The sequence below is a fragment of the Puia sp. genome, assembly GCF_035546395.1.
Taxonomy (GTDB): Bacteria; Bacteroidota; Bacteroidia; order Chitinophagales; family Chitinophagaceae; genus Puia.
Map to the genome: position 1 here is coordinate 526,425 of NZ_DASZXR010000019.1, position 21,588 is coordinate 548,012.

Here is a 21,588-nt window from a genome sequence, read left to right on the forward strand (position 1 = left end):
AAAAGACGGTTTAGTAGTCAAAACGCAGGCGTTGTCCCCATTGAGATTCATCAAAGCGGCCATTTCCATAAACAAGATGCCCGTTGACAAAAGTGCTTACGACCGTCGCAGGGAAGGTAAATCCTTCCAGCGGACTCCAGCCACATTTGTAGAGAATGGACTCTGGCGTCACGGACGAAGGCCGGTTGAGGTCCACCAGCACGAGATCGGCAAAGTACCCCTCCCGGATAAAGCCCCGTTCCCTGATACGAAAACAGGTGGCCACGGCATGACTCATTTTCTCCACCACTTTCTCCAACGGGATACGGCCCTCCCGGACATAGTGCAGCATCAGCAGGAGCGAATGCTGGACCAGCGGAAGCCCCGCATGAGCCCGTTCATAGGGTCCTTCTTTCTCGGCAAGAGTGTGCGGCGCATGATCCGTAGCAATGACATCCAGCCGGTCGTCCAGCATCGCCTTCCACAAAGCCTCCCGGTTATGCGGCGCCTTGATGGCCGGATTGCATTTGATCTTATTCCCTAATCTGGCATAGTCTTCGCTTGTAAAATGCAGGTGATGAACGCATATCTCTGCCGTGATCCGCTTTTCAGCCAGCGGCAGCATATTGCCGAACAATTGCATTTCCTTCTCCGTGGTCAGGTGAAAAACATGCAGCCGGCTATTGTGCTTTTTCGCAAACTGGATGGCCGTGAAGGACGACTCGAAACAGGCCTCTTCATCCCGGATCACCGGGTGATCGGCCGCCACCAGCTCCCGCCCTTCCGCCCTCAAACGTTCCAGGTTCCGCCGGATGATCTTCTCGTCCTCGCAATGCGTCGCAATGAGGACCTCGCTCTCCCGGAAAAGCCTGTCGAGGGTAAGGTAATTATCCACCAACAGGTTCCCCGTCGAAGAACCCATAAAGATCTTGATCCCGCAGACGTCCCGCTTCTTCTCATTGGTGCGCAGCGCCTCCTCGGTATTCTCGTTGGACGTCCCCATGTAAAAGGAATAGTTGGCCAGTGAGCTGTTCGCACCGATGGTGTATTTCTCCTCCAACAGCTGCTGGGTAAAAGCCGGGGGAAGCGTATTGGGCATTTCCATAAAAGAAGTGACCCCGCCGGCAACCGCTGCCCGGGCTTCCGTATAGATGGTAGCCTTGTGGGTTAGTCCCGGCTCCCGGAAATGACACTGGTCGTCGATGACCCCGGGCAATAAATGAAGTCCTTCTCCGTTCACCTCCGTGACGGCATAGGCAGGCTGCAACTCCGTCCCGATTTTTTCGATGCGCCCGTTTTTCACTAGTAAATCTGCCGTACTAATCTTACCTTCGTTTACTATGGCGACGTTCTTGATCAGGTAATTACGCATAACGAATAATAGATCCTCCCTTTATTTGATAGCATTATGACGCAATTTATTAAAACCGTTGTAAGACGCCGGAAAAAAATAGCACTGTCTGTATCCTCCCTGACCTTTCTTGTTCTTTCCCTGCCGCTGGCCGCGCTGCTGCCGGCCAGGGCCCATGCGCAATCCAGCTACCTGCCCCAGGGATCGAAATTCGACCACTTCCTGGACAGGATGGAGATCAAGCTGCAAACCAACCCCGACCTCAATATCAGCACAGCCAAGCCCATCAGCCGCCGCCTGGCCGTCCGCGTGGCCGAGACCGCGGACTCCCTGGACAAACAGTATCCCTACGATTATTTTTATCACCTGACAAGCGTCGATCGCGCCAATCTCTTCTCGCTGGAGATGAACAATATCGAATGGGTCACGAAGAAAAAGGACAGCTTCGCCAGCAAACACCCGATCTGGAATACCTTCTACCGCAATAAGGCCAATTTCTATGAGGTGGAAGATAAGGATTTCTTCCTCGTCGTCGACCCGGCCATCCAGCAGACCCAATCCTACGAATCCGGCAACAAACAACGGGTCTTCTATAATTCAAAAGGCATCACCCTCCGGGGACTCATCGCCAATAAACTGGGCTTTTCGGCCTGGCTCACCGACAACCAGGAACGCGGTCCGGGCTATTTCCAGCAGCGCGTGGCCGCGTTCAACGCGGTGCCGGGAGCCGGGTATTACAAATCGTTCGGAAAGACGGGCTTCGACTATTTCGACAACCGTGCCTCCATCTACTTCAACACCTGGAAATACGTCGACTGGCAATTCGGCTATGATAAGAATTTCATCGGCAACGGCTATCGCAGCCTGTTCCTCAGTGACTACGCCGCTCCTTATCTTTTCCTGAAGTTCAACACCCGCATCTGGAAGCTCAACTACCAGACCATCTATATGGAGCTGGTCAGCCAGCACTACATCCATAATGACTACCAATATCCCAAGAAGTATGCGGTGGTCCATCATCTCAACGTCAACGCCACCCCATGGCTCAACCTAGGCCTCTACGAGAACGTGGTGTTCAGCCGCGCCGACCACTATGACTTCTCGTATCTGAATCCCGTCATCTTCCTGGTCTCGGCGCAGCAGCAGAACGGCAGCCCCGATAAGACCACCGCCGGCATCGACTGGAAGGCCAATATCGGGCATGCCGTGCAGTTCTATGGTCAGCTGGTGATCAATGAGTTCATCCTTCACCAGATCCTGCACTACGGGCAAGGGTACTGGGCCAACAAGCAAGGCCTCCAGCTGGGGTTGAAATATGTGGACGCCTTCAGCGTGAACAACCTGGATCTGCAGTTCGAGACAAACATCGTTCGTCCCTTCACCTATACGCACAACGATACCGTATCCAATTTCAGCCACTATAACCAGCCACTGGCACACCCTCTCGGAGCTAACTTCGATGAGTTCATCGCCATCGCACACTACCAACCGGCCTACAAATGGAATCTCGAAGGAAAGATCATCTACTACAGGCAGGGGCTGGACTCGGCCGGCGAGAATTTCGGCAGCAACATCTTCGAGAGCTACGATACCCGCCCCCGCGATTATGGTTTCCAGATCGGCAGCGGCGTTCCGGCCAACTGCTTTATGGTGTCGGGGCTGGTCAGCTATCAATGGAAGGAAAATCTCTTTATCGATCTCTCCGCCCAATATCGCAATTATTCCGTGCACGACCCCAGTGGCTTCTATCGCAGCAACAACTCCACGATGTTCTCGGCCGGGATACGGATCAATATGTTCCGGCGGGAATATGATTACTGATCGGCATCCCCAGCTTCGGGACGCGTTTTCTTCCGTATATTGGCGGAATGGACAGAAGAAGATTTATCCAGTTTACCGGATTTTCCGCAGCCTCCCTCTTATTCATGCAACGCGCTGTCGCCGGTCCGGCAGAAGCCCTCGATCTACCGGGCTCTGTATCGGTGCTTAGCGACGGCCAGTGGACGGTCTTGCAAAGATCCGGGGACCGCTGGGCCGGTGGACCCTTCGAAGTTTCGCTCCAGCACACGGGACCCGCCCTCGATATACGGCTGCGGGCCCCGGGAAAAGAACTCGAAAAAGTGAAGCTGACCTGGGAACGGATATTTGATGCCGGCGCCAGGTTTCTTGGTGACCAGTGGGAGCGCAGCTACGGCGATCTGCAATGGAGTCCCATTACAGCGCCGCGAAAGGCGCCCTGGTATATCCTGATCAACGACGGCAGGGAAACAGTGTGCGTTGGAGTAAAGACGGGCGCCCGCACCATCGCCGATTGGGAGGTCGCACCACGGGAATTAAACCTGGTCCTGGACACCCATTCCGGTGGCGCTGGCGTCCTGCTTGGCGACCGCACCCTGCATGCGGCCTCTGTCGTCACGATGAAAGGCCGGCCGGGTGAGACTCCCTTTGCCACCGACCACCGTTTCTGCCGTCTGCTATGCGACAGCCCCCGCCTTCCGGCCCTGCCGGTCTATGGCATCAACGACTGGTATTTCGCCTACGGGAACAACTCCCGGCAACTGATACTCGAGACAACAAAAAGCATGGCCGGTCTTGCCCCCGACAATCGGAACCGGCCCTTTTCCGTCATCGATGACGGCTGGGAGACCGATGACTTCCAACGCCCGAATGCAAAGTTTGGCGATATGTCCGCCGTAGCGGCAGAGATAAAGAACATTGGAATGCGCCCCGGCCTGTGGACCCGCCCCCTCCTGGCAAAAGAGAAGGAGTCCGTAACCCGCCTGCTCCCCGTCCGAAAAGGCCAGGAGGATTCGAAAGAACGCTATCTCGATCCCACGATCCCCGAAAATGATGAGCGTATCGCCGAAACGATCGCGCTATACAGGAATTGGGGCTTCGAGATGGTCAAACACGACTACTCCACCTATGATCTCCTCGGCCGCTGGGGCTCTCGAATGAACGAAGAACTGACAGTGCCGGGATGGCACTGCTATGACCGCTCCCTGACCAATGCCGAGATCATCCTCCGTCTCTACCGGACCATCCGCAAAGCCGCCGGACCATTGTATATCATCGGCTGCAACACGATGAGTCATCTCTCGGCGGGACTTTTCGAGCTGAATCGCATCGGCGATGACACCAGTGGCCGGGAATGGCCACGGGTAGGGAAATACGGCGTCAATACGATGGGCTTCCGGCTACCCCAGCATAACACTTTTTATGCAGCGGATGGCGACTGCGTAGGAGTGACAACACAGATCCCCTGGACAAAGAACCGGCAATGGATGCAACTGCTTGCCGAAAGCAGCGCACCCCTGTTCATCTCCGCACAGCCGGAAGCCATCGGCCAGGAACAAAAAGCCTATATAAAGCAATGTTTCGCGATGGCCGCGCGGGTACAGCCCCTGGGCGAACCGCTCGACTGGCTCACACAACCGCAGCCGGAAAAATGGCGTCTCAATGGAAGGGTGGTGAAATTCGACTGGAGCTAGCCTCACATCGCCGGTAGCACCGCAACAGTCAACGATCAAAGCGTGATAAGAAGGGAAGTCTAGCCCTCGAATATCAACGAAAAAACAATCATCCTTGATTTTAGTTTATCGATGACGTTTGAATACTGCAGATTGGCGTCGCGGCTGTGAATATTCTTGATGCCCTCGCTGATCTTCAGCTCTGGCGTCAGGATGAACACGGGAAGATAGATCTGGAAGCCGACCCCGGCCTCGATACTCATATCGGAAGGAAGAAGCTTGACCAAATTCTGCGCCTTACGGGCCGATGAGTTAGACGCCAGGTCATAGCGGTAATTGATCCCGCCCATCATGTAGACACGGAAATTGTTGATGCGATCGGACAGGAATTTCACCTGCGCGGGAAAACCCAGCAGCAACGATTGTATCTGTTTGGTCGCAACATTCGTTTCCCCCGCCGGCGGATGGTTGACATGATAAGCCAGCGTATTGTTGGCAAAGATGAACTCCGGGAAGGCAAAGCGAAACTCAAGATGATCCATCAGGCGAAAGGTGAACATCCCGGATACCCCGAATCCCCCGGAATTTCCCGGAGTGACATAGAGGATGCTGTCGCTTTGAAGGAAGGTCGGATGCGCGCTTACCTGCAAATGCGAATTGGTATACATCAACCCGATACCGATGTAATATTTCTTGCTGTCATGATCCGGCAGGTTGAGATAATCCCTCAACTGAGCCGAAACAGATCCGCCCGCCAGTAAACAGCCGAAAAAAAGTACGGAAAAAATTACTACCCTTTTCATAATCTCTTTAAAATCAATTAGATAAAGCTTTCCTGCCGGTCTTGGTCAGGTTTTGAGGGTAGATAATCTCGATAGGCTTTTTTTGAAGTAAGTGTAAATAACGTTGGAACAGTCGATTAATTGCCCTTCTCACCAATATAAAGAGTGCAAATGCCGAGGCTGAGCCGCCGCAGCCGGGTATTTATATACCCGCAGCCGTCCATGATCCGGGTAAAGGCGGCGCCTTCCGGGAAGGCTTTGACCGAATCGTTCAGGTATTGGTAAGCTTCCCGGCTGCTCGACACCATTTTCCCCACATTCGGAGCGACCAACCGGAGATAAAGGTCATAGAATTGCCGGAGACCCGGCGTCCGGGGTTGGGAGAATTCCAGCACCACCAGTCTCCCGCCCGGCTTCAGCACCCGCAACATCTCCTTCAATCCTTTCTCCAGGTTCTCAAAATTGCGAACGCCAAAAGCCACCGTGATCGCATCAAAGGACCCATCAGCAAATTGAAGCGATTCGCTATCGCCGGCCTGCAGGTCGATCCTCTCGCCAAGCTGCAGACGCTGGACCTTCTGCCGCCCGATCTCCAACATGCCATTGGAAATATCAACACCGGTAATGCGAACAGCGGGCAAGTACCGCGCCATCATGATCGCCATATCCGCCGTACCCGTGGCTACATCGAGGATCGCTCCGCCCGCGCCGATCCCCGCCCCTGCCTCGCGGATCGCTCTTCGCCGCCAGTAGATATCGATCCCCCCGGACAAAAATCGGTTCAGGAAGTCGTAGCGAAAGGCGATCTTGTCGAACATCTCGGCCACCTGCTGCTTCTTGCCCAGCTGCGAATCCTTGAAGGGAACGATCCGGTCATGCGAATAATTAGCCATAGGACGGCAAAGGTACGTATCTTACGGGCTTATTCCCGCAGAATGGATATACGCACCGCCATCTATGTCATCAGCAGCCCGGATCACACAAAGGCGCCAAAACCCGATCGCCCGGAATACGCCTTCATCGGCCGAAGCAACGTCGGGAAATCCTCGCTGATCAATATGCTGGCCAACAATGAAAAGCTGGCCAAGACCTCCGGAACCCCGGGCAAAACGCAGCTGATCAACCATTTTAGCATCAACGACGAGTGGTACATCGTCGACCTGCCGGGTTACGGCTTTGCAAAGGTCTCCCAGGCCCAGCGAAAGAAATGGGAGAAGATGATCGAAGACTACCTGCGCAAAAGAGAGAATCTCGTCAATGTATTTGTCCTCCTCGACAGCCGTCATTCTCCTCAGAAGATCGACCTCGAATTCATCAACCGCCTCGGCGGGTGGCGGGTGCCCTTCACCCTCGTCTTTACAAAGTCCGACAAGGAGAATCAGCGCACCGTCAGTGCGAACGTGAAAGCTTTTCTGGAAAAGATGCGGGAAACCTGGCAATTCCTGCCACAGCATTTTGTCACCAGCGCCGTAAAAAGAATGGGGAGAGATAAGATACTGGGAGTGATCGAAGAGATGAACAAGGAGTTCGAAGAGGGGAGAAGATCCCATGGGTCGTGATTTCACGACCATTTACCGTTCGCGGATAGACGGCGGGACGGACTAGTTCACAACCTTATTTGCGCAGCTGCTGCTCGCAAACGCCTCCGGTTTGGCCTTGAAAGCGAAGCCCATCCCAAGGATATAGCCCATCGCTTCCTTCAGCGCATCATTGCTCTTGAAATGCGGATTCGTATTGATGTCGGCATGCACTTCCATATCGACATTATACTTGCTGAAAAGATTGCAAAGCTCATAAGCAATCTCGATGCTCTTTGCCACCTCGACCAACATTCTTTCCTTGATCGTGTACTGGTGCCGGGTCTTTTCATTGTGAATGAACATGAACCCGCCATGACCTTCCCGAAGAAAGACGATGACAGTGGCAAATTCCGTTTCCAAACCTTTTACCTGGGAGTCGGTGCCGATGCAGACCTTCAGCCGGTAACCTTTTTCGGTCTCGCGGCGGATCGCGTTCTCAACGGCTTCAATGATGGGGAGTTCGATGACGTCCCCATTAAATTTTCGCCATAGCATAATAATAAAGGGTTTTTCGAATTTAATGAAAAACCGCTGATTGACAAAATCGACTGCACATTAATGTATTATTAAGCCCTGCGGATGCTCGTTAAAGCTAACTGTTCCGCCTAATATTGACCCGTACTGAGCAGTACCAGTGTACAGGCCTCGATCGGTTGAATGCCGTTTGCTTGCGCCAATCGCGCAAACTCTTCATTCTCTGCACCAGGATTGAAAATGATCCGTTTGGGGCGAAGGGAGAGTATATAGTCGTAGTACTCTTTTTGCCCGCGCGGATTGAGATAGAGAGTCACGGTGTCGACCCCGGGAAAATCCTTTTTCTCCGTTTCGATGGTCACATCCCCCACCGCAACGGGCTTCCGCCCGATGGCGACTACCGGATGACCGTTGCCGCGCAGCCGGTTCATGGCCAGGTAGCTGTAACGCCCCGGATTGTCGGAGGCTCCAAGGATCAACGTCTTTTTTACAGGAGCAGGCATATGAATTATACAATCGAACGCACGATTTGTTCATCGGCCCTCGCATCAGTGATCTCGCATACTGCCTCTTCCAGCTTTTCATACCGAAACCGGAATCCCGTCTGCAGCAGCCTGGTCGGCACCACCCACCGGCTCTTCAGCAACAACTCCGTTTCGGTGCCAATGAGAGCTGCTCCCAGTTTCAACAGCGGCGCCGGCATCGGCAACCCGAAACGCCGCCCGGCTGTCTTACGCAGCGTCGACATAAAAAAGCGATTCGTAACAGGCATCGGCGAAGAAAGATTATAAGTGCCTTCCAGCTCAGAGTGATCGAGAAACCATTCGATAGCACGGGCCACATCCTCGATATGCACCCAGCTGAACATCTGCCGGCCACTCCCCTGCTGACCCCCCAACCCAAATTTTACCAGGTTCGTATAACGAACCATCGGTCCGTCCTTGTCGAGCGTTATCGCCAGCCTCAACGCGACCTTGCGGGTAAATGGAGTGCGTTGCTCCTCGAAGGTCTTCTCCCAGCGCTTGCAAACACGTACCGAAAAATCATCCTCAATCTCTCCTGTATATTCATCTTGTGGCCGGTCCTGGGCATGCCGGTAAATAGTTGCGGAACTCCCGTTGACCCAAAGCTTCGGCGGCACCACTGCCTCCCGGATCACCTGCCCGAGTGCCCGCGTAGCATCGGCACGGCTATCGGAAATGTCCTGGCGGTTGCGGGCCGTATACCGACAGTTGACGCTGCGCCCCGCAAGATTCAACACAAGGTCGGCGCCTTCCAACTCGCCAACCCAATGCCTCTCCACCGTCCGCCCGTCCCAATGCCGATAGTCGATATTGTATTTACCCCTTGCCGTTAGAGATTGCCGGGTAAGAACGATCACACTATTATCCCTCCCCCAACGCTCCGCCAGCGCCCGCCCGATGAATCCCGTTCCCCCCGCAATAATGATCTTTTTGTTTTCCATGTTTCTGAATTTTCAGTATAAATTGAAATAAATTACGCCAAATAAAAGCCGCGACGGCGGCTTGACCTACAATCATCAACAATCAACTCTTCCCGGCAAAAAGCTTCACCAGGCTCCCGAAAAACCAATGCTCATCCGCCTTGATCATCGTATCCAGCGTCTTATCGGCCTGCTCGCTGAACTTGCGGATATTGTTGATCGTGTCGGTGAAGGTCTTCACATGCTTATCCTTCTTGTCCCCCTCCACATCACTCAACTCCTGTAACACCGGGATCATCACGTCCAGCTCCCTTTTCTTCCGCTCCTTGACGATCTGCCGCGCTACCCTCCAGATATCCTTCTCCGCCGAAAAGAACTCCTTTCTCTCCCCTGGGATCAACACCTTCCGCACCAACCCCCAGTCGATCAACTCCCGGAGATTCATATTCGCATTCCCCCGGCTGATCGCCAGCTCCTCCATAACGGCATCCGCACTCAGCGGGTCGGGACTGATCAGCAACAGCGCATGGATCTGCGCCATCGTGCGATTGATACCCCAGTTGGTGCCGAATCTTCCCCAGTCCGCAATAAACCGGGCTTTTGCTTCTGCCAGTTGCATGGTCAAAGATAATAAAATTTCGAAACTTTCAAGAATAATTGAAAACAAGCCACTTCCTCCGGCCGATCGCAAAATCGCAACTACAGTTTCGGACAGGTATACTGCTTATCCTCACGGGCCGAGAACCCTTTCTTCCCTGGCCGGATCACCACCGACAGATAAAAACCTCCATTCTGGGTCTTGGTTTTGGAGAATACCGTCGCCCAGTTATGCACGCCAAACAGCAACGGACCCAGCTTGGCGGCCCCGCCGACCCAAACCTGGCCATCCGTGGTCACCGTCATGGGCAGATAGCCGCCCAGGCTCCGGGTCTCCCATCGGGGCGTCAGTGCGAACAGCGTGATCTCCTTTGTGAACAGCCGCGGACCATTGCCGCCGAGGTTCAGCGTCAGCTCCGTGTTGAGGGCAAAATGCTCCGGAAGCATCCGGTCCACATTGATCACGACCCGTGCGGGATTCCAGATGATAAAACGCCCATGCAGGCGCGCCACCGAATTCACCACCGTCGAGAGACTGTCATTGAACTCGCGGAAACTGGAGACATAATTGAATTTATTGTTCAGATCGAAGTCGGAAGTGGCGGTCTTGGGATTGCTCACTTCACGGCTCTCCGATCCATACTGGAACATATTGGCGCCGAGGTCCATCAGGGAGACGCCGATCTTCCAGTCATAGTCATAATAGTCGTCTTCATGACCGTCGATGGAAACGCCCTGCGGCTTCACCAGGTATTCAACGCCCAGATCGACGGCCGCCCCCGCACGGGACTGCTTGAAAATATCCTTCAGGTTGTCATTGGTGCTTCGGTTACTGTGCCAGGAGTCGAAGTTCGACGAATAACCATACCTGGCGCTTCCCGCCTGCAGCGTATAGAAGGTCACGGTATCCACCACGTTACGCTTCACCGTGCTGTTGGTGAGTTGCGCAAAGGCCCCTGCAAGTGCCCGCTGGGCATGAAGCGTGATACCCGCATTCAGCCGGCCAATGGCATCGTCCCATATTGTCCGGCTATAGGTGCCGTACAATTCCAGCCAGCTGCTGCCCACCACCCGTGCCGCATAGGTGGTCCCATCGTTGATGCTGAAGAACTGGTTCATGTCCTGCAACGTGTCGTTATAATTGACATTGGACGTTCTTGCGGACACATAACCCCGCACGTTGGCGCCAAAGGAAATAGCCTGGTTCCGCCCGATATTCAGCCGGACATTCAAAAGATGAACATTGTAGTTGAATGCGGCATACCGCTTCAGAAACCCGGTCTTCCATTTGTAGCCTACTGTGTCCTTATGGGAAATATAGGAAAGATCGGAGAAGGTGATCGCATTGGTGGTATTCTTCAGCTGGGTAGAGAAAACTGTGATATCCCAGGGATAGGGCGTGCTCAGGATGGCCGCCGGGTTATTGGCAGCCCCCATCGCGCCCGCAAAAGGCGACCCGTTGATGGCTTGATAGTTCTGCCCAAGACCCTGGAACGTACAGATTAAGACGAAAAATACTCCCGTTGCAACGAGTTTCATGGTCATTAATTTGCAATTAATTGACAGTCAAGGAAAAATCATCGAGGTCTTCGGTGGGATAAAGGGTTACGGTTTGTGCTAAACAGGAGAATGGACGTCTTAGAACGGTTGGCCGTGTGTTTGTCTGATCAAAAAGGAAACCAATCCTGGGAAAGGTTTCAGCGAATATAGCAAAAGATTCGTACGCGACACAGTCCCAAACCAACGTTGAAGAAGCCGTCCCATCCATAACCGTCTCCCGAACTCCCTGTTCCATCGATCGATCCATTCCTGTTCCAGCTGATAGCGGGCTATTTCTCCGTTTAAGAAGTCGTTGATACATCCAAATGCGATCTTGCTCCCATGTAGCGCCATGCTCATTCCGTTACCGGACAAAGGCGGCGCCATCCCCGCCGAATCGCCGATCAGCAGGACATGATCTTCCACCTGGGTCTTTTTTTCGAAGCTGATCTGGGCAATGGTTACGGGCTGCGGATAGAGCCTTGCCGTCGAGGCAAACAATTCATCGAGGTACGGATTGGTGCGCAGGATGGTTGCTTCCATTTCGGCGATGGAGTTCCCGCTGGCCTGGAGATTGGCGGCCGTCGTCATATAGCAAAGACAATATCGGTTGTCTTCGATCTTCGAGATGCCGCAATAGCCATGGGGAAAATGATGCAGGGCGATAAGGTCGGCCGGTAAGTTTGCCGTGACATGGTATTTTACGCCTACATAATTGTTCAGCCGCGTCGACCGCTTGCGGATAAAGGCGCGCTTCCACCGAACGTCGAGATTGCTTCTTTTCCCGAAAGCGCCACAGGCTACCCTGGCCGAAAAGCACCCGATGGAAGTGACAACGGTGAAGACCTCCCGGTCGAAAACGATATCCGTCACCCGGGTAGCCTCATACAATTCCACACCTTCCGATCGGGCGATATCCGCCAGCGCCGCATCGAGCTTGTAACGGCTGATGCCAAAACCGCCCAGCGGCAGTTCCTGCTCCAGCGCACGGCCGTTCGGCGCCGACATCCGCAGTGTCCGGATGATCGGAAGGTTCCAGTCGCTGAGCGGCAGACCCAGCTCTTCCAGGAAGTTCCAGCTCTCCAGGCTGATATATTCGCCGCATACCTTGTGATATGGAAAACTCTCTTTCTCGAACAAGGCCACACGATAGCCGGCCCTGACCAACTGGATCGAAAGCCCAAGCCCTGCCAGCCCTCCTCCCGCGATGATGACGTCATACATAGACCTTCCCTCCCGTTCGCGCGACGATGAGCCACCGAAAGGCCCATTGCCATTTTACCGACCATCCGCCGACGCCGGCCTGCCTAAGCAGACCTTCCCATTCCCCCCGGCGGAAACCCCGCAACACCGATAACGGCGCATCGTTCTTTACCAGGTAGGACGAAGAGAACCAGCCCGTCAACAGCCGTATCGCATGATAGGCCGTCCGGTGCCGGTGAAGATCGTTGATGAACCATCCCACCCGCGCTTGCCCTTCCATCCACTGCAGTTGCGGGACCAGCTCCTCATCTCTAAAATGATGGCAGAAAAGCGAAGAGAACACGATATCGGGTCGCTCGCCGCCAAAGGATACCGCCCGGTAGTCCGAATGAACCCAGTTGGCATTGTCCCCCTTCCAGCGTTGCCGCGCTACCTCGATGCAATGTTCGTTGCTGTCGATACCGGTGATGCGGGTCTCGATCCCGCGCCGCCGGCACCAACGGTCAAGTACACGTAAGTTATCGCCGCCACCACACCCGATCTCGCAGATATGACACCGGCGGCATCCATCGGCCAACTCGGCAAGCCCACGGATACTGATGGCATGCCCGCCGAGCCAGGTATTGATAAAATCCAACTCCAGCATATTCCTTTCTATTGCCGCAAAAGGCAAGCCCTCGCCGTCCAGCAGCTCCTTTTCATAACTGCGCTTCGAGAGATCGGGTTTGCCAGGCATATCGATTGGTTTAAGTCGGTTCCGCGACGAAGGTCTCCATCGTGAGACCCGGGCCAAAGGCCGCCCCGAATATACAATTTGACCCTGTATTGGAAGGGTCATTCAGGATGCGCTTCAGCACAAAAAGAAGAGTGGCCGAAGACATATTGCCGAACTGTTCCAGCACGGCATAGCTATGGTCCAAATGGCCGCTGGTAAAGGAGAGGCTTTTATCTATCGCATCCAGGATCTTCTTTCCGCCGGGATGGATGCACCAATGATGGATATCCTCCCGGGCGAGGCCACATTGGTCCAGCGCATGACGGACCAGCTTCGAAAAATCGGCCCGGATGATATCGGTAACATAGCTGGTCAGCGTCATCCGGAATCCCGTCGAAGAAAGGGCCCAGGTCATGTCTACCTGTCCCCGCGGCATGATCTCCGAATAGAAATGCTTCAGTTGCAAACCTTTTCGCGGATGATCGTCGGAAGTGACCAGCGCGGCGGCGGAACCGTCCGCAAAAAGCAGACTGGAGAGCATATTGTCCAGCGTAGGCTCCTGCTGAAAATGCAGGGTACACAGCTCGGTACATACGATCAGTACGCGGGCTCCCGATCCGGCGCCCGCCAGGGCATGCGCCAGCTTGAGGGCATGGACCGCCGCATAGCAGCCCATGAAATTGATGGACGTCCGGAAAAGCGTGGCCGGCAGACCCAATGCTTCCACCAGCTCCAGGTCCAGTCCCGGCGCACTCATACCCGTACAGCTGACCGTGATGAGGTGTGTGATCTCGTGTAAGTCCAGCACGTCGTCGAGGCAATTTCGGATGGCCGACAACGACAGCGGTGCAGCATGCTCCTGGTACCATCGCATCCGCATCTCGAGCGAGGGAAAAGGCTCGAGGTTCTCCGTCGGCGGATAGAACTGCCATTGTCTTACCGGCCGCGAATAGTCCGGGATAACGGAGTACCTCGACCGGATGCCGCTTTGATGATAGAGATATCTCAATTTCCGCACCGAATCCCGCTCAAGGCCGTAGATCCGCTGCATAAAGGGCAGGATGTCTTCCTGTCGATGCTGATAGGCCGGTACCGCCGTTCCGATAGAAATGATCTTACTCAATAGTTGTGATTGATGGTATATATGCAGGGATAAACCCGCAAAGATGGGACCACCCGCGTTAACTCATTACCAGCACGGCGATGAATCCGGCATTGGTACAGATCGAAGCCAGCAGGTTCATTCGCATGGTATTGGCAAAATTAGCCGCCGCCGGGTCCCGCCAGACCCTGATGGCCCATATCCAAAAATAAACGATTACAGGAAGCATACAGGTTGCCAGTACGTAAAATTCTTTGACCTGCAGGGTGGATAGGAAATAATAGGCCAGGACCCCGAAGGCGACCCCATAGATCAATCCCGTAAAGACAAAGCTGCCGCGATAGCCTAATACCATGCTTAGGGTCCGTACGCCATCCTGCCGGTCGGCCTCATGCTGGTAGATCTGCGTAAGTGGGTAAAAACCACCTAGCAGCAGGGAAGCGGCAAGCATGGCTGGGGCGACGGAAGAAACATCCGCCGGCGCCCCGGATCTGTGGCTCCCCTGGTAAACGATCCAAAAGATCAACGCACCCTGGCAGCTGATCACCGTCAACCAACCGGTCAAAGGGTACCTCTTTAGCCGGATTCCCCGATAGCTGTAGGCCCTCGAAGCAAGAATATACACCGCCAGCCCCGCTGCGAACGGAAACCCGATCAGGAATCCGAGGACCAGCGCCACCGCATCCATCGCCAGCGTCACCCAAAACAGCTCGCGCGTCGGCGGCAATGGATTTTCCAGTCCGCCGATCGGCGTAGTGTCCCGGTCCATATAGCTGTTGTAACCGTTACTGGCCGGATAGACCAGGCCGTGCAGGATAAAAAAGATCAGCAAGGCCCGGGCCCAATCCCTGCCCTCCACCACCTGGCTTAACGCGAACCAATACACCGGCATCAGGAAGAAGGAGAATGGCAGGCGCAACAACTGCAGGGTGGAAGAGGGGGCTTTTTTCATCGCCGGGCAGGCTTTAGTGATGAATTGGTAAAAAGTTGTTGCCGGACGATCCACACCCAGACGACGATAGCCATCACCCCTTTTATCCCATAAGGCCGGATAAAGCCGTTTCGTACCGGCGCCGGCACCAGGTCTGAAACAGACATGGTGATCAGCAGGAAGGAGAGGATCAGCAATACCCGGTCGGTCATACTGGCGGGCTGCTGCGACCAGTACCAGATGCCGATGCCGCTCATGACGATGATATACGTGGGCGACTCCGCCTTGTGGTTGAAGATCACCATCCAGATGAGCATCGATGCCAGGTAGAGAAAACGAAAGGATAGCTCTTTGTACCGGCGGACCTGGACCAGCGGTAAGAGGAACAGCCCAATGCCGGCCAGCGTGACCCAATTCTTGGCGCCCGGAAGATGGAACCAGCTGACCATAATGCCCATCACGGAAACCCCCGTGGAAGCAGACCGGTCATCGATCAGCAGATGCCACCAGCTGTTATACAGGAACAGCAGCTGCGGCCCGCTCACGACCACCAGCGGGATCAGCGCAAAGAACGCCATCCAGAAGAGCGACCAGCCGAACAGGCGAAGCTTGCCGGGATAAAATAGGTACATAACGAAGGCCAGGGCGCCGTAGATTTTTATATAGAACGAGAAAACGATACAAAGGGTTGACAGCAGGTAATTCCGGCGTTCGGCGAAGGCGAAGGCAAGCACGATCAACCCGGCCATCAGCCCGTTGCTTTGGGTATTCTGGATCGACAGCAACATCTCCAGCAGGCAGAAGAGCAGGATAAAGCTCTTCTTCTCATCGGAGAGGTCCGGCAACAGGCGAATGCCCGCCAACAGGCAAAAAGAGTTGATCATATTCCACAGGAACAGCCCAAAGATATCCGGCATCCAGGAAAGAAAGCCGAAACATAGCGCAAAAGCCGGACTGTATTTGTAAAGGTCCCAGTGGTCGTCGGGGAACAACCGGTAGATATCCTGGTTATGGATAAGATGGTAGAACGAGAATTTAAAGATGCGGAAATTGTTGTAGTCGATATAGGCCCGGCCTCCCGGCACATACACCTTCAACCCTGCGGTGAGCCCCTGAGTGGTGGCGATGATCGTGATCAGTAGATAGCCGAGAAATGCGATCGAAAGAGAGTGGGACTTCCAGATGCGAAGAAGATTCGTTTTGGCTGAGGTCATAGTTTACATTTATTTGCCTCTTGATGGGCCGCGGGCCCATCGGCCGAAGGCCAGACATCAGCGATCGGCGTCAAATTGCGCTATTAGTAAGGCTTCATATCGGCGCAATCGCAATCCGACTCCACCGTAGTCCCCAATAGTCGGGCAAAGCGCCGGTAGAAGCCGATCCGGTCCTCCCGGTTCCCTTTTATTGCCGGCTCGTTGCCACGGCACTCGATACCGCCGTTGATGATATTGATCGTCATTCCAAAACCCGGCTTGCGCCCCAACCGCAGATCCTCGGCGCCAGGCGTCCATTTGCCGCAGATCACATCATGACAGGAAGGTTTTGGCGGCTGTGGCTTCATCCAGAACCACAGGGCCGCCCGAAAAGCGATCACCCCGTCCTGGCTCACTAATTCCGGTCTGGCCAGCAACGGCAGGTTCATATCCGCTCCGGCCTGGCCATAGTTATAGGCATAGCTCAGCTGCAGCGGTCCGCGGCCGTAATAGGATTTACCAGGTGCCGGCCGATACGGGCTGGTGCCGCCGGTATTGTAGACGGTACAATGTCCATCCTTGCAACCCACCTCTTCTGTATAGAAAAGCCCCCAGGCATAAGGGCCGCCCGCCGATCCGGGCCCACCATCGGTGGTCTCGTGCGCGGCGTGCGCAAAAAAAGCGGCCAGTTCCCGCTTACGCACATCCGGAGAACCTTCTCCGGCGAATAAAGGGAAACTGGCCGCCGCTTTTATAAATGCCTCGTACGTATAAAGGCGATCATGATGTGGAAAAAACCGCTCATACTGCTGCCGGGTCAGCAAGTCCGCGACGCCGGAAGACCCGTCTCGATCCGAGGGAGTGACCGGTCCCGCCAGGACCCACGCTGCAAAACAAAGAATGAGAACCTGCATGCCGCTCAAAACTAGGCAAAATCTACCATTTTTCGTCGCCTTCGCTCCGGTTGATCTTCACCGAGAAATTGGTTTCCTCGAATTTCTTCTTTTCTCCGGGGTTAGCCAATTGCTCGGGATTGGGCCGGGGCTTCCGAACGCCGGTGGCCTCGCCCTTGCCACGCTCGGACTGGCGATCGCGTCCACGGCCACCGCCCTCGCCCTTGCGCTGCTCAGGCTGCCGGTCGCGCCGTTGCTCAGGCCCGTGATCCCGCCGTTGCTCCTGTTGCTGCTCAGGCTGAGATTCATGCAGGAGAAGTCCGGGCGCCTCACTCGTCGCCTGTCCGGGCTGCGGCTCGGGCCGTTGAACCGGCTCGCGGCGTTGGGCCGGTTGCGAATCGCGCCTGGGCGGACGACCCTGCTGCTGACTGTTTTGAGACTGACCGGGTCTCCGCTGCTTATCACGATTCCGGTTGCCGCCATGGTTACTTCTGCCGCCGTTGCCGCCCCCGTGATTCCGGTTGGCCTCCGCACGGGCGACGACATCCTCCGATACCGGGCTATGCGTAGCCAGCGAAGCATGCATAGCATGCGGATGGTCTTCCACCACCGGGATCTGCCGGGAGATCAGCTTCTGGATGTCCCGCAGGAATTCTTTTTCTTCGCCATCGCAGAACGACAGGGCCGTGCCGCTGGCGCCGGCTCTACCGGTACGGCCTATGCGGTGAACATAAGTCTCCGGCACGTTGGGAAGCTCGAAATTGATCACGTGCGTAAGGTCGTCGATGTCGATCCCCCGCGCCGCGATATCGGTCGCCACCAGGATGCGCGTATGCCGGCTCTTGAAGTTTTCCAGCGCCCGCTGTCTCGCATTCTGCGATTTGTTGCCGTGGATGGCCTCCGCCCGGATACCCGCCCGCGTCAAACCCTGCGCTACCTTGTCCGCCCCATGCTTGGTTCGCGTGAACACAAGGGCAGTAGGGATCGCGCTGTTCTTCAGGATATGCAGCAGGAGACTCCGCTTATCTTTTTTATCGACGAAATAGATCGATTGCTGGATAGTATCGGCCGTAGAAGAGACCGGGGTCACCTCCACCTTGGACGGATTGACCAGGATCGAGCCCGACAGTTTCTGTATCTCCGGCGGCATCGTGGCCGAAAAGAACAACGAATGCTTCTTCTGCGGCAAACGCGCCAGGATCTTGCGGACATCGTTGATAAAACCCATGTCCAGCATGCGGTCGGCTTCGTCCAGGACGAAATATTTGATCGAGTCCAGGCGAAGCAGCTTCTGATCACAAAGATCGAGCAGCCTGCCCGGGGTCGCAACCAACACATCTACGCCGCGTTGCAACGCCTGCACCTGCGGATTCTGCGGCACTCCGCCGAAAATGACCGTATGCCGTACGCCCGTATGCCGGCCGTATGCGGCAAAGCTCTCATCTATCTGGATCGCCAGCTCCCGCGTCGGCGTAAGGATCAGGGCCTTGACCGTCCGTGCCCCCCCATGACGGGTATTCTCGTTCACGCCGGCAGCATCTTCGCATAACAATTGGAGTAAGGGAAGAGCAAACGCTGCAGTCTTGCCCGTGCCCGTCTGGGCACAGCCCAGCAGGTCTTTTCGTTCAAGGATAATCGGTATAGCCTGTTGTTGGATAGGCGTGGGTGTCGAATATCCCTCATCGTTCAAAGCCTTTAGCAAAGGCTCAATGAGATTGAGATTTTGAAATGACAAAATGATTCTATTTATAATATTGAAAAAAGCCCATCTACTCAGCAATATCCTTCAGGAGTATATACAGAAGGTTGTCACGAAAGTGATTAGAAAGGAATATAACGGACGCAAAGTTAGCACATTGATAGCGAATAGCCAACTTCTCCGATTATAATTGACAATCAACACATTAGAAGAAAATCCAGGGAAAAGCCAAAAAATTGGAAAAAATATTGCGGTCTTTTTGGTCCGCATGTCATTTTTGTCCTATATTTGTTTCAACAACGGTTCACTCAACACAGCCACCCAGGTTAAGGCTCCGATAAACGGCCACAGGCCGGTCAGAAAAAGGGATGGCTGGCCGTTCAAAATTTTTCTAACAGTTAAAGTTTGGTTGGAACAGCAAGGACACAGTTCTTGAGAGCCGTCTGTTTCTACAGAGGACTCGAAAGGATAAGGTTTAAAGGGTCCCCTCATGTCTATGAGGGGACTTCTGATTTACCAGTGAGCGAAGCGAAACCGGACATTATGAGGCCGTCTACTTTTTGTCCAGAGACGGCCTGTCTCATTGAAAGCTTACATGGAATTGGCCCTCGATCTCATAATAGTAGGAATGATCCTGGCGCGAGAACCGGATCGGCGCCCCAAGTTCCTTCAACACTTTCAGGTATTCATATAAACTGCGCTCGGAAATGCCCATCTTCCGGGCGAACTCAGGCGGAGAACCGGTCCCTTTCTGACGGATAAATTGATCAAGCTGGAGGAGAAGGCTAAGGTAATGCTTCATAATAGGATTTTTTTATCGCTACCCCTCAGAAGCACCTAACCCAACTCAAAATAACAAAAAGCAGATTCCCCTATCCCAAAAAGAAAGGCCGATAAATGGGAACACTCATCGGCCTTTATAGAAATTTATCTATACCTAGATCATCATACGCAGCGGCTCCTCGAGGAAACTCTTCACCGTCTGAAGGAACGCGGAACCCGTAGCCCCATCCACAACCCGGTGATCGCAGCTCAGCGTAAGCTTCATCACATTACCCGGAACGATCGCCCCGTTCTTGACAACAGGCACCTGCTGGATCGCACTAACGGCAAGGATACACGCATTGGGCGCATTGATGATCGCCGTGAATTCCTCCACGCCGAACATCCCCATATTGGAAATCGTAAAGGTGCTTCCCTCGTATTCCGCCGGCTGCAGCTTCTTGCTCTTCGCACGACCCGCCAGGTCCTTCACTTCCCCGGCGATCTGCGACAAGCTCTTCGTATCGGCGAACCGTACCACCGGCACGATCAACCCATCCTCGATGGCTACCGCCACCCCGATATGTACATGATGGTTTACCCGGATCGTCTCACCCCTCCAGCTGCTGTTGACAGCCGGATGCTGTCTCAGGGCAATAGCCACCGCCTTCAGCACCAGATCGTTGAAAGAGATCTTTACCGGCGAGGTCTCATTCAGTTTTGCCCGAGCCTGTACCGCGCTGTCCATATCGATGGACATCGTAACGTAGAAGTGCGGCGCGGTGAACTTGCTCTCCGACAATCTTCTCGAAATAGCCTTCCGCATCTGCGAGACCGGTACCTCCTCAAAGCTTTCCTGGCCCTGAACCACCCCCTGACCGGCCGATATGCCGGCAGGCTTACCTGCCGACGCCGGCTGTGCCGCCGTCGCAGCGGCCTTGGAAGGCGTATAACTGTCGACATCCTTCTTCACGATCCGGCCGTTATCACCACTGCCGGCAACTTTCGAAATATCGATCCCCTTCTCCGCAGCCAGCTTCCTGGCCAGCGGAGAAGCCTTGATCCGGCCATCGGCGCTAACCGAAAGACCCGCATGATCAGGCTCTGATCCTTGGGCCGCCACAGGCGCCGCCGCACCCTGGGCCGCCGCAGGAGCGGCAACCGGACCCGCAACACCCTTATTTTTCGAACTCGCAACAATTGCATCCAGATTCACCTTCTTTTCGTCGCCGATCACGGCAAGCAGATCGTTCACGGCGATCTTTTCCCCTTTCTGGGCGCCGATGAACAGGAGCTTTCCCTCCTTATAGCTTTCCAACTCCATTGTCGCCTTGTCCGTCTCGATGTCAGCAAGAATATCCCCTTTCTTTACCGTATCTCCTACTTTCTTATGCCAGTCGGCAATGACCCCTTCCGTCATCGTATCGCTCAGGCGGGGCATCAGGATCACCTCTTCCTGTTTGGAAACATCGATGCCGCCGCCGGCCGGAGCCGCCGCCGGCGCAGGTGCCGCCGCCGGAACAGTCGAAGACCTGGGCGCAGGCGCTGCACCACCACCCTTGACCAAACTGCTGATATCTTCCCCCGGAGCGCCGATAATGGCCAGCAGATCGTTTACCTGGATCTTGCCGCCTTTATCCGTACCTGTATATAATAACGTACCGTCCTTATAACTCTCCAGGTCCATCGTCGCCTTGTCCGTTTCTACTTCCGCCAGCAGCTCGCCTTTCTTGACGGATTCGCCCACTTTCTTATGCCATGCCGCGATGACCCCTTCCGTCATCGTATCGCTCAACCGGGGCATTAAAATAACTTCAGCCATAAAAAATTTTAGTATTTGGAGCCGTGAAATTAACACAATTTTGGTTGCGGTT

At 54.6% G+C, this 21,588-nt stretch carries 20 protein-coding genes; 3 read left to right on the forward strand and 17 right to left on the reverse strand.

Going from position 1 to position 21,588, the window contains the following annotated elements:
• Positions 1 to 10: 10 nt before the first annotated feature.
• Positions 11 to 1,351 (reverse strand): dihydroorotase, encoded by a 1,341-nt coding sequence (locus VHE34_RS28605; protein ID WP_325594498.1) that lies wholly within the window; start codon positions 1,349 to 1,351, stop codon positions 11 to 13.
• A 36-nt stretch (positions 1,352 to 1,387) separates the two neighbouring features.
• On the opposite strand from VHE34_RS28605, the gene VHE34_RS28610 reads away from it, so the two are divergent.
• Positions 1,388 to 3,151 carry a hypothetical protein gene (locus tag VHE34_RS28610; protein ID WP_325594500.1) on the forward strand — a complete coding sequence of 588 codons (1,764 nt, stop codon included), beginning with the start codon at positions 1,388 to 1,390 and terminating at the stop codon, positions 3,149 to 3,151.
• 47 nt (positions 3,152 to 3,198) lie between these two features.
• On the forward strand, positions 3,199 to 4,821 hold the full coding sequence (locus tag VHE34_RS28615) for a hypothetical protein (RefSeq protein ID WP_325594502.1): 1,623 nt from the start codon (positions 3,199 to 3,201) through the stop codon (positions 4,819 to 4,821).
• Between the two features lie 59 nt (positions 4,822 to 4,880).
• Here VHE34_RS28615 and VHE34_RS28620 read toward each other — a convergent pair whose 3' ends face one another.
• Together VHE34_RS28620 and ubiE are read right to left on the reverse strand one after the other, a co-directional pair.
• A complete protein-coding gene (locus VHE34_RS28620; protein WP_325594504.1) occupies positions 4,881 to 5,603 on the reverse strand; it encodes a PorT family protein in 723 nt (240 codons plus the stop codon).
• A gap of 116 nt (positions 5,604 to 5,719) precedes the next feature.
• Positions 5,720 to 6,475, reverse strand: a complete 756-nt coding sequence (ubiE, locus tag VHE34_RS28625; protein WP_325594506.1) for a bifunctional demethylmenaquinone methyltransferase/2-methoxy-6-polyprenyl-1,4-benzoquinol methylase UbiE — start codon at positions 6,473 to 6,475, stop codon at positions 5,720 to 5,722.
• Between the two features lie 42 nt (positions 6,476 to 6,517).
• Here ubiE and yihA point away from each other — a divergent pair, with 42 nt between their 5' ends.
• Complete coding sequence (gene yihA, locus VHE34_RS28630) at positions 6,518 to 7,141, forward strand: ribosome biogenesis GTP-binding protein YihA/YsxC (protein ID WP_325594508.1); 624 nt, start codon at positions 6,518 to 6,520, stop codon at positions 7,139 to 7,141.
• A gap of 42 nt (positions 7,142 to 7,183) precedes the next feature.
• Here the strand turns inward: yihA and VHE34_RS28635 are convergent, their stop codons facing one another.
• The 14 genes from VHE34_RS28635 to VHE34_RS28700 form a co-directional block, all read right to left on the reverse strand.
• Complete coding sequence (locus VHE34_RS28635; RefSeq protein WP_325594510.1) at positions 7,184 to 7,657, reverse strand: ribonuclease H-like YkuK family protein; 474 nt, start codon at positions 7,655 to 7,657, stop codon at positions 7,184 to 7,186.
• 110 nt (positions 7,658 to 7,767) lie between these two features.
• Positions 7,768 to 8,139, reverse strand: a complete 372-nt coding sequence (locus tag VHE34_RS28640) for a CoA-binding protein (protein ID WP_325594512.1) — start codon at positions 8,137 to 8,139, stop codon at positions 7,768 to 7,770.
• A 5-nt stretch (positions 8,140 to 8,144) separates the two neighbouring features.
• Entirely contained in the window at positions 8,145 to 9,101 is a 957-nt protein-coding gene (locus VHE34_RS28645) for a TIGR01777 family oxidoreductase (RefSeq protein WP_325594514.1), read from the reverse strand.
• Positions 9,102 to 9,183: 82 nt separating this feature from the next.
• On the reverse strand, positions 9,184 to 9,699 hold the full coding sequence (locus VHE34_RS28650) for a GbsR/MarR family transcriptional regulator (protein ID WP_325594516.1): 516 nt from the start codon (positions 9,697 to 9,699) through the stop codon (positions 9,184 to 9,186).
• Positions 9,700 to 9,779: 80 nt separating this feature from the next.
• Positions 9,780 to 11,216 carry a hypothetical protein gene (locus tag VHE34_RS28655; protein ID WP_325594518.1) on the reverse strand — a complete coding sequence of 479 codons (1,437 nt, stop codon included), beginning with the start codon at positions 11,214 to 11,216 and terminating at the stop codon, positions 9,780 to 9,782.
• 99 nt (positions 11,217 to 11,315) lie between these two features.
• The gene (locus VHE34_RS28660) at positions 11,316 to 12,440 is read right to left on the reverse strand and encodes an NAD(P)/FAD-dependent oxidoreductase (RefSeq protein ID WP_325594520.1); all 1,125 of its coding nucleotides are present in this window, start codon (positions 12,438 to 12,440) and stop codon (positions 11,316 to 11,318) included.
• Positions 12,433 to 13,155, reverse strand: a complete 723-nt coding sequence (locus VHE34_RS28665; RefSeq protein WP_325594522.1) for a methyltransferase domain-containing protein — start codon at positions 13,153 to 13,155, stop codon at positions 12,433 to 12,435. The genes VHE34_RS28660 and VHE34_RS28665 overlap by 8 nt, the downstream gene beginning before the upstream one ends.
• Positions 13,156 to 13,165: 10 nt before the next feature.
• A complete protein-coding gene (locus tag VHE34_RS28670; protein ID WP_325594524.1) occupies positions 13,166 to 14,257 on the reverse strand; it encodes a type III polyketide synthase in 1,092 nt (363 codons plus the stop codon).
• Between the two features lie 58 nt (positions 14,258 to 14,315).
• Complete coding sequence (locus VHE34_RS28675; RefSeq protein WP_325594526.1) at positions 14,316 to 15,188, reverse strand: UbiA family prenyltransferase; 873 nt, start codon at positions 15,186 to 15,188, stop codon at positions 14,316 to 14,318.
• Positions 15,185 to 16,381: a glycosyltransferase family 87 protein gene (locus VHE34_RS28680; protein WP_325594528.1), complete on the reverse strand. Its 1,197-nt coding sequence runs from the start codon at positions 16,379 to 16,381 to the stop codon at positions 15,185 to 15,187. Before VHE34_RS28680 ends, VHE34_RS28675 begins: the two co-directional genes overlap by 4 nt.
• A gap of 83 nt (positions 16,382 to 16,464) precedes the next feature.
• Entirely contained in the window at positions 16,465 to 17,274 is an 810-nt protein-coding gene (locus tag VHE34_RS28685; RefSeq protein WP_325594529.1) for a chitinase, read from the reverse strand.
• A 22-nt stretch (positions 17,275 to 17,296) separates the two neighbouring features.
• Positions 17,297 to 18,988 carry a DEAD/DEAH box helicase gene (locus VHE34_RS28690; RefSeq protein WP_325594531.1) on the reverse strand — a complete coding sequence of 564 codons (1,692 nt, stop codon included), beginning with the start codon at positions 18,986 to 18,988 and terminating at the stop codon, positions 17,297 to 17,299.
• Positions 18,989 to 19,532: 544 nt separating this feature from the next.
• The gene (locus VHE34_RS28695; protein WP_325594533.1) at positions 19,533 to 19,754 is read right to left on the reverse strand and encodes an HTH domain-containing protein; all 222 of its coding nucleotides are present in this window, start codon (positions 19,752 to 19,754) and stop codon (positions 19,533 to 19,535) included.
• Between the two features lie 135 nt (positions 19,755 to 19,889).
• Complete coding sequence (locus VHE34_RS28700; RefSeq protein WP_325594535.1) at positions 19,890 to 21,536, reverse strand: pyruvate dehydrogenase complex dihydrolipoamide acetyltransferase; 1,647 nt, start codon at positions 21,534 to 21,536, stop codon at positions 19,890 to 19,892.
• Positions 21,537 to 21,588 lie beyond the last annotated feature (52 nt).